Here is a 12,539-nt window from a genome sequence, read left to right as displayed (position 1 = left end):
CATGACGACCGTGCCGTCGACGGCGCAGCCGCGCCGACGCCGGCGTCGCGGCCCCGGGTCCGCCCGGGGCCGCGAGGCCGCGTCGGGGTGGCTGTTCCTCACCCCGATGCTGGTGATCCTCGGGCTGTTCCTCGTGGTGCCCGTCCTGATGGCGCTGTGGGTCAGCCTGTCCGACTGGAGCGGCCGCGGCAGCCCGCTGTCCTCGGACGTGTCGTTCGTGGGGCTGGCGAACTACGACACCCTGCTGCTCGGCGGCGGGCTGGCCACCCAGGACTTCGGCACCGCGCTGCGCAACAACGCGTACTACGTCCTGCTCGTCGTCCCGCTGCAGACCGCCCTCGCCCTGTTCCTGGCGACGATGGTGAACCGGAAGGCGCTGCGCGGGAAGGGCTTCTTCCGCACCGCGTTCTACTTCCCCTCGGTCACGTCGTCCGTGGCGATCACCGTGCTGTGGCTGTTCCTGTTCTCCGCGTCCGGCACGATCAACGGGATCCTCGCGCGGCTCTCGATCACAGGGCCGAACTGGTTCAACGACCCGGACGGCGTGCTGCACCTGGTGCTGGCGTCCCTCGGGGTCGACGCGGCCCCCGCGTTCCTCGCGCAGCACGGCTTCCTGGGCATCCCCCTGTGGCAGTGGGCCGCCGGGCCGAGCGTCGCGATGTCGGCGTTCATCCTGCTCGCGGTGTTCACCACGTCCGGCACGTTCATGCTGCTGTTCCTCGCCGCCCTGCAGGCCGTCTCCGCCGAGGTCGAGGAGGCCGCCCTGGTGGACGGCGCGAACGGCCGGCAACGGTTCTTCCGCGTGACGCTGCCGATGCTCCGGCCCACCGTGTTCACCGTCGTCACGCTCGGGCTGATCGGCACATGGCAGGTGTTCGACCAGATCTACACCGGCACCCAGGGCGGCCCCGCCAAGACGACGATGACCCCCGCGTACCTGTCCTACACCGCCGCGTTCCAGAACAACGAGTGGGGCCGCGGCGCCGCGATCGCGTTCGTGCTGTTCGGGATCATCGTGGCCCTCACCGTGCTGCAGCGGATCGTGCTGCGGGACCGGGACACCGTGCCCCGCCGCAAGCGGTTCCACCGGGACCCGCCCGCCCCGCCCGCCGCCGTCGCGGCCACCGCGAGCACCACCGGCGGGCCGGGCGCCGGCACCACCACCTCCACGACGTCCGGGAGCGACCGATGACCACCGCGACCGCAGCCCGGACCCCCACCCCGCCGCGCACCGGGCCCGGCGGTCCGGGAGCCACGGCGGGCCGGCCGCGCCGCAGCCGCCGCCGGGTGCTGGCCGCCTCGTTCACGTACGCCGTGCTGGTCGTCCTCGCGCTCCTGTACGTGTACCCGTTCCTCATCCAGGTGGCGACGTCGTTCAAGTCGGACGCCGAGGCCGCGCAGAACGCCGTCGCCCTGCTCCCCCGGACCTGGACCACCGCGGCGTACGAGCGGCTGTTCCTGCGCTCCGACTTCCCGCTGTGGTTCCGGAACTCCGTCGTCGTCACCGTCGTGGTCACGATCGGGCGCGTGTTCATCAGCTCCCTGGCGGGGTACGCCCTGGCGCGCCTGCGGTTCCGCGGGCGCGGCCTGGTGTTCGCCGGGCTGGTGGCCGTCATGGCCGTGCCGAACGTCGTGCTCCTCATCCCGAAGTTCCTGGTGATCAAGCAGGTCGGCATCTACAACTCGTTCGCCGGCCTGATCATCCCGCTGCTCGCGGACGCCGCCGGCATCTTCATCATGAAGAACTTCTTCGAGTCGATCCCGCCGTCGGTCGAGGAGGCCGCGCGGATGGACGGCGCCGGCACCTTCCGCGTGTTCTGGTCGGTCGTGCTGCCGATGGCGCGGCCCGCGCTGATCACCATCGTCATCCTGGCGTTCCAGGGGTCGTGGAACGAGCTCTCGCACTTCATCGTCGCCTCGCAGGACCCGCGGCTGGTCACCCTCACCAAGGGCGTCGCACAGCTGGCGTCCGGGCAGCTGTCCCAGGGCACGCAGTACCCGCTGAAGCTGGCGGCGGCGGCGATCATGACGATCCCCGTCGCGGCGCTGTTCTTCGTGTTCCAGCGCCGGATCATGAACCAGAGCGCCGGCGCTGTGAAGGAGTAGTGCAGGCCTGCGCGGGGCCCGGCGGGGCCCCGCGCGGTGCCGGGTAGCATCTGGTGGAAAGGGGAACACACCTATGCGCTTCCTGCCCGGGCACTCGCCCACCTCCGACCTCACCTACGGCGACGTCTTCCTCGTCCCGTCGCGCTCCGAGGTCGCCTCCCGCTTCGACGTGGACCTGTCCGCGCCCGACGGCACCGGCACCACGATCCCGGTGGTGGTGGCCAACATGACGGCCGTCGCCGGCCGCCGGATGGCCGAGACGGTCGCCCGCCGCGGTGGCCTCGCGGTGCTGCCGCAGGACGTCCCGACCGAGGTCGTCGCCGACGTGGTCGCGTCCGTCAAGGCCAAGCACACGGTCGTCGAGAGCGCCGTCGTGGTGTCCCCGCAGGACACCGTGCACACCGCGCTGACCCTGATCGGCAAGCGATCGCACGGCGCGGCCGTCGTCGTCGTGGACGACCGCCCCGTCGGCGTCGTCACGCCCGCGGACTGCGAGGGCGTCGACCGGTTCACCCAGATCGCCGACGTGATGTCGGCCGACCCGACCACGGTCGAGCTGTCCGTCGTCGAGTCCGGCGGCACCCGCGGGCTCGAGGCGGCGTTCGAGCGCCTGCACGCGTCCCGCCGCAAGTTCTCCCCCGTCGTCCGCGACGGCCGCCTGGTCGGCGTGCTGACCCAGGTGGGTGCGCTGCGCTCGTCCATCTACGCGCCGGCGCTCGACGCGCAGGGCCGGCTGCGGGTCGCCGCGGCCGTCGGCGTGAACGGCGACGTCAAAGGCAAGGCCGCCGCGCTGCTCGACGCCGGGGTGGACGTGCTCGTCGTCGACACGGCCCACGGGCACCAGCGCAAGATGCTCGACGCCCTCGAGGCCGTGCGCTCGCTCGACCCGCAGGTGCCCGTGGTCGCCGGCAACGTCGTCACCGCCGAGGGCACCCGCGACCTGATCAGCGCGGGCGCCGACATCGTCAAGGTCGGCGTCGGCCCGGGCGCCATGTGCACCACGCGCATGATGACGGCGGTCGGCCGGCCGCAGTTCTCCGCCGTGCTGGAGTGCGCCGCCGCGGCGCGCGAGCTCGGCAAGCACGTGTGGGCCGACGGCGGTGTCCGGCACCCCCGCGACGTCGCGCTCGCGCTGGCCGCGGGCGCCTCGCAGGTCATGGTCGGCTCCTGGTTCGCGGGCACGCACGAGTCGCCCGGCGACCTGCACGCCGACGGCGAGGGCCGCCTGTACAAGGAGTCGTTCGGCATGGCCTCGGCCCGCGCCGTCGCCGCCCGCACGCGCGGCGGGTCGGCCTTCGACCGGGCGCGCAAGGCGCTGTACGAGGAGGGCATCTCCTCCTCGCGGATGTACCTGGACCCCCAGCGCCCCGGCGTGGAGGACCTGCTCGACCGGATCACCTCCGGCGTCCGGTCGTCCTGCACCTACGTCGGCGCGACCTCGCTGACGGAGTTCGCCGAGCGCGCCACGGTCGGCATCCAGTCCGCCGCCGGGTACGACGAGGGGCGGCCGCTGCCCGACGGCTGGTGAGCGGCGGCTATCGTCGGCCCGTGACCTCGCCGCGCCCCGTCCTCGTCCTCACGCACGTCGCGCACGAGGGGCCGGGCCTGATCGCCCGCGCGCTGGACGGGGTGCCGATCACGACCCGCACGGTCCTGGACGACGCCAGCCCCCGGCTGCCGGCCGTCCAGGACCTCGCGGGGCTGGTGGTGATGGGCGGACCGCAGGACGCGGACGACGACGCCGGGCACCCCGGGCTCGCGGCCGAGCGCCGGCTGCTGGCCGAGGCGGTCGACGCGGGGGTGCCGACGCTCGGCGTCTGCCTGGGGATGCAGCTGCTCGCGCTCGCCCTCGGTGCGCCGCTGCACCGGCGGCACGGCACGGAGATCGGGTTCGCCCCGGTCGACGTCGTCGCCCACGACCCGCTGCTCGCCGGGGCGGGACCGCGGCCGACGGTGCTGCACTGGCACTCCGACGCCGTCGACCTGCCGGCGGGCGCGACCCTGCTGGCGTCGACCGACGTCACGCCGGTGCAGGCGTTCCGCGCGGGCAGCGCCGTCGGCGTGCAGTTCCACCTGGAGGTCGACGCCGGCGTGCTCGACCTGTGGCTGGCCACCCCCCGGATGACGGCCGACCTCGAGCAGGCGGACGTCGACACGATCCGGCTCGGCTCGCGGCAGCACCTCGCCGCGCTCCGGCCGGGCGCCGACCTGGGGCTGGCCGCGTTCGCGCGGTCGGTGCGCGAGCGGGCGTGACCGGGACGACCGGTCCCGGGACCGGCGCGGCCCTGGCCGACCTGCTGGCCCTGTGCGACGCGCGGCCGGTCTGGTCGCCGGACCCGGCGCGCGCGTTCGCCCCCGCCGACCGGCCGGTGCGGCAGTCGGCGGTGCTCGTGCTGTTCGGCGTGCTGGACCACGCGGCGGCGCGCACCGACCACCCGGTCGTCGCCGCGGACCTCGACGTGCTGCTCACGCGCCGCTCGCTCACGCTCCGGCACCACCCCGGCCAGGTCTCGTTCCCCGGCGGCGGCATCGACCCCGGGGACGCCGGGCCCGAGGCGGCCGCCGTGCGGGAGGCGCAGGAGGAGACCGGGCTCGACCCGGACGGGGTGCGGGTGCTCGGGACCCTGCCCCCGCTGCCGGTCACCGCGAGCCGCAACCTGGTCACGCCGGTGCTCGGGTGGTGGGAGCGGCCCTCGGCGGTGGCGGCGGCCGACCCCGCCGAGACGGTCGACGTGTTCCGGGTCCCGGTCGCGGACCTGGTCGACCCGGCGAACCGCGTGACGGCGGTCGTGGCGCACGCGGGGCGGGAGTACCGCGGGCCGGCCTTCGACGCCGACGGCGTGCTGGTGTGGGGGTTCACGGCGTACGTGCTCGACCGGCTGCTGGACGCGCTCGGCTGGGCGGTGCCGTGGGACGAGGCGCGCACGGTGCCCGCGCCCGTCTGAACCGCGCGAGTGGCCGGGATCACCCGGGAAAACCCTGCAGCTCAGGGGCGGTCGTAACGATACGATCGGGGAGCCTCCACCCCCTCGCTCGGCCCCGCCCTCCCCTGCAGCCCCGGAGCATCTTCGTCATGGCCAAGGTCCTGACCGCCGGCAGTCCCTGGCGCGTCATCCTCGTGTTCGCCGTCCCCCTGCTCGTGGGCAACGTCGTCCAGCAACTCTACCACTTCGCCGACGCCGTGGTCGTCGGGCGGCACCTCGGCGTGGACGCCCTGGCTGCGGTCGGCGCGACGGGCAGCCTGCTGTTCCTGCTGCTCGGCTTCGCCTGGGGCATGACGTCCGGCTTCGCGATCCCGACCGCCCAGGCGTACGGCGCGCGGGACCACGCCGCCGTCCGCCGCTCCGTCGCCGCCGGGACCGTGCTGACCGGCGCGTTCAGCGTGGTGCTGACCGCGGGCGCCCCGCTGCTCGCCGGCCCGATGCTGCAGCTGCTGCGCACGCCGGAGGAGCTGATGGCCGAGGCGACCACGTTCGCCCAGGTCAGCTTCCTCGGCGCGAGCGCCGTGATGTTCTTCAACTTCCTCGGCGCCATCGTGCGGGCGATCGGCGACTCCCGGACGCCGCTGGTGTTCCTCACGATCGCGTGCGCGCTCAACGTCGTGCTCGTCGTCGTCCTGGTGGGGCCCATGGGCCTCGGCGTGGGCGGCGCGGCGCTGGCCACGGTGGTGTCGCAGGCGCTGTCCGTCCTGCTGTGCCTGGAGTACGTCCGCCGCCGCATCCCGGTGCTGCACGTGCACCGCGCCGACTGGCGCGTCTCCCGCGCGGACCTGACCGAGCACCTGCGTCTCGGGCTGCCGATGGGCTTCCAGGCGTCGATCATCGCCATCGGCACGCTCGCCGTGCAGGTGCGGCTCAACGAGCTCGGCGCCGACGCCGTCGCGGCCTACACCACGGCGTCCCGCGTCGACGGCCTCGCGGTCGCGCTGCTGCAGTCCCTGGGACTGGCCGTGTCGATGTTCGTCGCGCAGAACCTCGGCGGCGGCCGGCCGGACCGCATCCGGCAGGGCGTCGTCCAGGCGACCTGGCTCGCCGTCGCCGGGTCCGTGGCCGTCGGCGCGGTCGTCGTGGTGTCGGGCAGCGCCCTCGTGCGGCTGTTCGTCGGCCACGGCACCAGCTCGGACACCGTCGTCGAGCTGGCGACGCAGTTCCTGCACATCAACGGGGCGCTCTACACGGCGCTCGGCGTGCTGTTCGTGCTGCGCGGCGCCCTGCAGGGCCTCGGGCACACCGGCGTCCCGACCCTGACCGGGGTCGTCGAGCTGGTGATGCGCGTGGGGGCGGCGATCGCGCTCGGCGCGGCGTTCGGCTACGTCGGCGTCGTCTGGGGCAACCCGCTCGCGTGGCTCGGCGCGGTCGTCCTCCTGGTGCCCGCGTACGTGCGCGCGCACCGGCAGCTCGCGACCCTGCCCATCGCCCCGCTGTCCCTGGTCGAGGCGACGCCCGAGCCGGTCCCGGTCGAGGGGCCGCACGACGGCTCGATGGTCGTGGACGCGGTCGTGCCGCAGCCGCGGCTCGCGCCCGTGGAGCCGGTGGCGCCGGAGGCCCCCGCCGACGCCGCGGAGTCGCGGGCGGACCGGGTGGACGACGCGCGCGAGGCGACCCCGGCCACCTAGGCTGCCGTCCCATGCGGGAGTTCCTGGACGGCGCGCGGCTGCTCGGCCACGGCTGGGGCATGTGGCGCCGCCGGCCGGCCACGATGGCGCGGGGGCTGATCCCGGCCGCGCTCGTGGGCCTGCTGGTCGTCATCGCGATCGGCACGCTCGTGCTCAACCTGGGTCCGATCGGCGACTGGCTCACCCCGTTCGCCGACGACTGGACGCCGTTCTGGGAGCGCACGGCGTCGTTCGCGGCGCAGGCGGTCGTGCTGGTCGCCTCCGTGGTCCTCGTCGTCGTCACCTTCACGGCGCTGACGCTCACGGTCGGCGAGCCGTTCTACGACCGCATCTGGCGCGCGGTCGAGCAGGAGTCCACCGGCACCGTCCCGGAGGGGTCGACCGGCTTCTGGCGCGGGGCCGTCGACGGCGTGTCCCTCGTCGCCCGCGGCCTGGTCGCGGCGGCGGTCGCGGGCGCGGTCGGCCTGGTGCCGCTGGTGGGCACGGTGCTCGGCTGGGTGGTCGGCGTCCTGCTCACCGGCTGGGTGCTGGCGCACGAGCTGTCGTCCCGGGCGCTCGTGGCCCGCGGGATCGACCGGCGCGAGCGGAGCGCGCTGCTGCGCGCGCACCGGGCGCGGGCGCTCGGGTTCGGGGTGGCGACGCAGCTGTGCTTCCTGGTGCCGGGCGGCGCCGTCGCCACCATGCCGGCCGCGGTGGCCGGGTCGACGCTGCTGGCGCAGTCGCTGCTCGCGACGCCGGGGCAGCGCGCGGTGCCGGCACCCGATCGCGCGGGGCACGCCCCGGCCTGACGTCGGCGGCGGCGGACCCGGGCGGCACCGGGTGTAGCGTCGAGCGCCCGCACCGCCCCGCCCCGACGTGGAGGTCCGTCCCCGTGCTCGCCAAGCCGTCCGCCGAGGTCGACCTGACCGCCGGCCTCGTGCACGGCCTGCTCGCGGCGCAGCACCCGGACCTCGCCGGTCTGCCGCTGCGCCTGGTCGCGCACGGCTGGGACAACGCGACGTTCCGGCTGGGCGACGACCTCGCGGTGCGGCTCCCCCGTCGCGCCGCCGCGGCCCGGCTGGTCGAGCACGAGCAGCAGTGGCTGCCCCTGCTCGCCGCGCTCTGCCCCGTCCCGGTGCCGGCCCCGGTGCGGGTCGGCGCGCCGGCGCCCACCTACCCCTGGGCGTGGAGCGTGGTGCCGTGGTTCGCGGGCCGGCACGCCGCCGACGAGCCGGTCGCGGCCCGGACGCCCTGGGCCGGGGCGCTGGCGGAGGCGCTCGCCGCGCTGCACGTGCCGGCACCCGCCGGGGCACCGGTGAACCCCGTGCGGGGCGGCGCGCTCGCCGGCCGGAGCGCCGCCCTGCGCGAGCGCCTCGCGGCCGGGCACCTCGACCACCTGGTGCCCGACGCGCGGGCCCGCGCCGAGGCCCTCTGGCACGACGCACTCGCCGCGCCGGCGTGGCCCGGGCCGCCGGTCTGGGCGCACGGCGACCCGCACCCGGCCAACCTGGTGACGCGCGACGGGACGCTGGCGGCGCTGCTGGACTTCGGCGACGTCACCGCGGGCGACCCGGCGTGCGACCTGGCGACCGCCTGGCTGACCTTCGACGCCACCGGGCGCACCGCGTTCCGGACGCGCAGCGACGCGCTCGCGGACGCGGGCGGGCACGTCGCCGAGGACGACCCCGGCCGCTGGCGGCGCGCCGCCGGGTGGGCCCTGGTCATGGCCTCGGCGATGGTCACGCACGGCGACGACGACCCGGTGATCGGCGCCATCGGCGCGCACGCGGTCCGCGAGCTGCTCCTCGGCTGAGCGCGCCCGCGACCGGGCACGGCATCATGGCGCGCATGGCCGACGCACCGAAGACCCTGCCGACCGACGCGGACCCGCGCGCCTTCGTCGCCGCCGCCACGCCCGAGCGCCGTCGGCGGGACGCGGAGCGCGTCCTCGACCTGATGGCCGAGGTGACCGGCGAGCCGCCCGTGATGTGGGGACCGTCGATCGTCGGGTTCGGCTCGGTGCGCTACACCTACGCCAGCGGCCGGTCCGGCGACTGGCCGCCGGTCGGGTTCTCCCCGAGGAAGACCGCGCTCACCGTGTACCTGATGGACGGCCTCGCGGCGCACGCCGACGACCTCGCGCAGCTCGGGGAGCACACCGTCGGCCAGGGCTGCCTCTACCTGAAGGACCTCGACCGGGTGGACCTCCCGGTGCTGGAGCGCATGGTGCGGGACGCCTGGGCCGCCCGCGGCAGCAACCCCCGGGACTGAGCCGTCAGGCGCGCAGCGTCGGCCGCGGGTCCGTGGCGAGCACGCCCATCAGCACGGAGTCCGTCCACTCCCCGTCCCACAGCAGCGTGTCCCGCTGCCGCCCCTCGACCACGAACCCGGCCTTCTCGTAGGACCGCTGCGCCCGGGGGTTGAACGCGAACACGTCCAGGCTCACCCGGTGCAGCCCGACGGCGTCGAACGCGTGGTCGAGCACGGCGGTCATCGCCTCGGTGCCGTACCCCTGCCCCGGCATGCCCGGGGCCAGCGCGATGCGGACGTTCATCGCCCGGTCGTCGGCCGCCAGGTCGTTGAGGACGACCTCCCCCAGGTAGCGGCCGTCGTCGGCCCGGGTGATCGCCCAGTCACCGCGCTCGTCGTCGGTCCCCACCCCCTCCAGGTGGGCGAGCACCTGCTCGCGGGTGAAGGCCGCGCGGGTACCGGTGAGCCGCAGGTGCTCCGGTTCCTGCAGCGCCGCCCAGGTGTCGTCCAGGTGCTCGGGCCCCAGCGGGACGAGCCGGAGCCGCGGGGTGACGAGCGTGGGCACGGGGGCGAGGGCGTCGGCGGGGATCACGGCCGCGACGCTAGCCGCCGGAGCTGCCGGGCGCAGCCGCATTTCCGCCGGACGCACGACGCCCCCACCACCGCGCGGGTGGTGGGGGCGCCGTCGGCGGGCCGTCGGCGGCTCAGGCCGCGACGAGCGACCGGAGCACGTACTGCAGGATGCCGCCGTTGCGGTAGTAGTCCGCCTCGCCGGGGGTGTCGATGCGCACGACCGCGTCGAACTCGACGACGGAGCCGTCACCCTTCGTCGCGGTGACGTGGACGGTGCGCGGCGTCGTGCCCTCGTTGAGCGCGGTGACGCCGGTGATGTCGAACGTCTCCGTGCCGTCGAGCCCCAGGGAGTCGGCCGACTCGCCGGCCGGGAACTGCAGCGGCAGCACGCCCATGCCGATGAGGTTCGACCGGTGGATCCGCTCGAACGACTCGGTGATGACGGCCTTGACGCCGAGCAGCGCCGTGCCCTTGGCCGCCCAGTCGCGGGACGAGCCGGAGCCGTACTCCTTGCCGCCCAGGATGACGAGCGGCAGGCCGGCCTCCGCGTACGCCTGCGCGGCGTCGTAGATGGACGTCTGCTCGCCGGTCAGGAGGTTGCGGGTGAAGCCGCCCTCGACGCCCGGCACCAGCTGGTTCCGCAGGCGGATGTTGGCGAAGGTGCCGCGGATCATGACCTCGTGGTTCCCGCGGCGCGAGCCGTAGGAGTTGAAGTCGCGCCGCTCCACGCCGTGCTCGGCCAGGTACTGGCCGGCCGGGCTGTCCGCCTTGATCGACCCCGCCGGGCTGATGTGGTCGGTGGTCACCGAGTCGCCCAGCTTGGCGAGGACGCGGGCGCCCGTGACGTCGACGACCGGGGACGGCTCGGCGCCCATGCCCTCGAAGTACGGGGGCTTGCGCACGTACGTCGACCCGGTGTCCCAGGCGAACGTGTCGCCCTCGGGCGTCTGCAGCGCACGCCACCGGTCGTCGCCGGCGAACACGTCGGCGTAGTCGGCCTCGAACATCTGCCGGTCGATCGACGCGTCGATCGTCGCCTGGACCTCCTCGGGCGCCGGCCAGATGTCCGCGAGGAACACGTCCGCGCCGGACTCGTCCTGCCCGAGGGGCTGGTTCTCGAAGTCGAAGTCCATGGTCCCGGCGAGCGCGTAGGCGATGACCAGCGGCGGCGAGGCCAGGTAGTTCATCTTCACGTCGGGGTTGATCCGGCCCTCGAAGTTCCGGTTGCCGGACAGCACCGAGACGACCGACAGGTCGTGCTCGTTGACGACCGCCGACACCTCCTCGGGCAGCGGGCCCGAGTTGCCGATGCAGGTGGCGCAGCCGTAGCCGACCAGGTGGAAGCCGAGCTTCTCCAGGTACGGCCAGAGCCCGGCCTTCTCGTAGTAGTTCGTGACGACCTGGGAGCCCGGCGCCATCGACGTCTTGACCCACGGCTTGGCGGAGAGCCCGCGCTCGACGGCCTTGCGGGCCAGCAGCGCGGCGGCCAGCATCACCGACGGGTTCGAGGTGTTGGTGCACGAGGTGATCGAGGCGATCACGACGGCGCCGTGGTCGAGCTCGGTCTGCGTGCCGTCGGCCAGCGTGACCGGGACCCGCTTGTGCGGGCGCCGCGCGCTGTCCCCGCCGGCCACGTGCGCCGGGGCGTCGCTGCTGTCGGTGTGCTCGCCGGCGGCGATCGGGTCGGAGGCCGGGAACGTCTCGTCGACCGACTCGTCCAGGCCGGTGAACTCGCGGGCGGCACCCGTGAACGGCGCGGCCTCGTCGGCGTCGACGTAGTCGAGGATCGACGTGGCGAACGACTCCTTGGCGGCCGTCAGCTCGATGCGGTCCTGCGGGCGCTTCGGGCCGGCGATGGACGGCACCACGGTGGACAGGTCCAGCTCGAGGTACTCGGAGTAGACCGCGTCCGCGACGCCCGCGGCCGGGTCCAGCCACATGCCCTGCTCCTTGGCGTACGCCTCGACGAGGGCGAGCTGCTGCTCGGAGCGGCCGGTCAGGCGCAGGTAGTCGATCGTCACCTGGTCGATCGGGAAGATGGCGCAGGTGGAGCCGAACTCCGGGCTCATGTTGCCGATGGTCGCGCGGTTGGCCAGCGGGACCGCCGCCACGCCGTCGCCGTAGAACTCGACGAACTTGCCGACGACGCCGTGCGCGCGCAGCTGCTCGGTGATGGTGAGGACCACGTCGGTGGCGGTGACGCCGGACGGGATCTGCCCGGTGAGCTTGAAGCCGACGACGCGCGGGATGAGCATCGACACGGGCTGGCCGAGCATGGCCGCCTCGGCCTCGATGCCGCCGACGCCCCAGCCGAGCACGCCCAGGCCGTTGACCATCGTGGTGTGCGAGTCGGTGCCGACGCAGGTGTCGGGGTAGGCGCGGAGCACGCCGTCGACCTCACGGGTCATGACGCCGCGCGCGAGGTACTCGATGTTGACCTGGTGCACGATGCCGGTGCCCGGCGGGACGACCTTGAAGTCGTCGAACGCCGTCTGGCCCCAGCGCAGGAACTGGTAGCGCTCGTGGTTCCGCTCGTACTCGAGCTCGACGTTCCGCTCGAAGGCGTCACGGCGGCCGGCCACGTCGATCTGCACGGAGTGGTCGATGACCAGCTCGGCCGGCGCCAGCGGGTTGATCCGGGCGGGGTCGCCGCCGAGCTCGGCCACGGCCTCGCGCATGGTGGCCAGGTCGACGACGCAGGGCACGCCGGTGAAGTCCTGCATGATCACGCGGGCGGGCGTGAACTGGATCTCCGTGTCGGGCTCGGCGGCGGGGTCCCACTCGGCGAGCGCGCGGACGTGGTCGGCCGTGATGTTGGCGCCGTCCTCGGTCCGCAGCAGGTTCTCGGCGAGCACCTTGAGGCTGTACGGCAGCTTCTCGGTGCCGGGGACGGCGTCGAGCCGGAAGATCTCGTAGGTCTCGTCGGCGACCTGCAGCCGGGACTTCGACCCGAAGCTGTCGACGGTGCTCACAGGTGGGCTCCTTCGTTGGCGAGTGCGGCCGGGCTGGGGGTCGG

The 12,539-nt window shown here is 74.5% G+C and carries 11 protein-coding genes; 9 read left to right on the top strand and 2 right to left on the bottom strand.

The genetic code is table 11. The annotated features are described in order from the left end of the window. Position 1: 1 nt before the first annotated feature. The 9 genes from ACWPWW_RS00555 (at position 2) to ACWPWW_RS00515 (ending at position 8,971) form a co-directional block, all read left to right on the top strand. A complete protein-coding gene (locus ACWPWW_RS00555; RefSeq protein WP_454048404.1) occupies positions 2-1,192 on the top strand; it encodes a carbohydrate ABC transporter permease in 1,191 nt (396 codons plus the stop codon). Next, a complete protein-coding gene (locus ACWPWW_RS00550) occupies positions 1,189-2,106 on the top strand; it encodes a carbohydrate ABC transporter permease (RefSeq protein WP_454048403.1) in 918 nt (305 codons plus the stop codon). Before ACWPWW_RS00555 ends, ACWPWW_RS00550 begins: the two co-directional genes overlap by 4 nt. 73 nt (positions 2,107-2,179) lie before the next feature. Next, complete coding sequence (locus tag ACWPWW_RS00545) at positions 2,180-3,634, top strand: GuaB1 family IMP dehydrogenase-related protein (protein ID WP_454048402.1); 1,455 nt, start codon at positions 2,180-2,182, stop codon at positions 3,632-3,634. A 20-nt stretch (positions 3,635-3,654) separates the two neighbouring features. Continuing rightward, positions 3,655-4,359 (top strand): type 1 glutamine amidotransferase, encoded by a 705-nt coding sequence (locus ACWPWW_RS00540; protein WP_454048401.1) that lies wholly within the window; start codon positions 3,655-3,657, stop codon positions 4,357-4,359. Next, complete coding sequence (locus ACWPWW_RS00535) at positions 4,356-5,051, top strand: NUDIX hydrolase (RefSeq protein ID WP_454048400.1); 696 nt, start codon at positions 4,356-4,358, stop codon at positions 5,049-5,051. Before ACWPWW_RS00540 ends, ACWPWW_RS00535 begins: the two co-directional genes overlap by 4 nt. Before the next feature lie 128 nt (positions 5,052-5,179). Further along, positions 5,180-6,721, top strand: a complete 1,542-nt coding sequence (locus ACWPWW_RS00530; protein WP_454048399.1) for an MATE family efflux transporter — start codon at positions 5,180-5,182, stop codon at positions 6,719-6,721. An 11-nt stretch (positions 6,722-6,732) separates the two neighbouring features. Further along, positions 6,733-7,509 (top strand): EI24 domain-containing protein, encoded by a 777-nt coding sequence (locus tag ACWPWW_RS00525; protein ID WP_454048398.1) that lies wholly within the window; start codon positions 6,733-6,735, stop codon positions 7,507-7,509. A gap of 83 nt (positions 7,510-7,592) precedes the next feature. After that, a complete protein-coding gene (locus tag ACWPWW_RS00520; RefSeq protein WP_454048397.1) occupies positions 7,593-8,513 on the top strand; it encodes a phosphotransferase in 921 nt (306 codons plus the stop codon). Positions 8,514-8,548: 35 nt separating this feature from the next. Next, positions 8,549-8,971, top strand: coding sequence for a DUF1801 domain-containing protein (locus ACWPWW_RS00515; protein ID WP_454048396.1), 423 nt, complete (start codon positions 8,549-8,551; stop codon positions 8,969-8,971). Between the two features lie 4 nt (positions 8,972-8,975). On the opposite strand, the gene ACWPWW_RS00510 is transcribed toward ACWPWW_RS00515, so the two are convergent. Beyond that, positions 8,976-9,542, bottom strand: coding sequence for a GNAT family N-acetyltransferase (locus ACWPWW_RS00510; protein WP_454048395.1), 567 nt, complete (start codon positions 9,540-9,542; stop codon positions 8,976-8,978). Positions 9,543-9,654: 112 nt separating this feature from the next. Next, positions 9,655-12,495: an aconitate hydratase gene (locus ACWPWW_RS00505; RefSeq protein ID WP_454048394.1), complete on the bottom strand. Its 2,841-nt coding sequence runs from the start codon at positions 12,493-12,495 to the stop codon at positions 9,655-9,657. Positions 12,496-12,539 lie beyond the last annotated feature (44 nt).

This window comes from Cellulomonas sp. Marseille-Q8402 (genome assembly GCF_965119525.1).
This window is presented reverse-complemented; position numbering and strand designations above follow the sequence as displayed.

What these genes read in the sequence shown, in the direction of transcription:
- ACWPWW_RS00550 (WP_454048403.1), top strand. Translation starts at nt 1,189, where the DNA reads ATGACCACCGCGACCGCAGCCCGGACCCCCACCCCGCCGCGCACCGGG.
- ACWPWW_RS00530 (WP_454048399.1), top strand. Translation starts at nt 5,180, where the DNA reads ATGGCCAAGGTCCTGACCGCCGGCAGTCCCTGGCGCGTCATCCTCGTG.
- ACWPWW_RS00545 (WP_454048402.1), top strand. Translation starts at nt 2,180, where the DNA reads ATGCGCTTCCTGCCCGGGCACTCGCCCACCTCCGACCTCACCTACGGC.
- ACWPWW_RS00525 (WP_454048398.1), top strand. Translation starts at nt 6,733, where the DNA reads ATGCGGGAGTTCCTGGACGGCGCGCGGCTGCTCGGCCACGGCTGGGGC.
- ACWPWW_RS00515 (WP_454048396.1), top strand. Translation starts at nt 8,549, where the DNA reads ATGGCCGACGCACCGAAGACCCTGCCGACCGACGCGGACCCGCGCGCC.
- ACWPWW_RS00555 (WP_454048404.1), top strand. Translation starts at nt 2, where the DNA reads ATGACGACCGTGCCGTCGACGGCGCAGCCGCGCCGACGCCGGCGTCGC.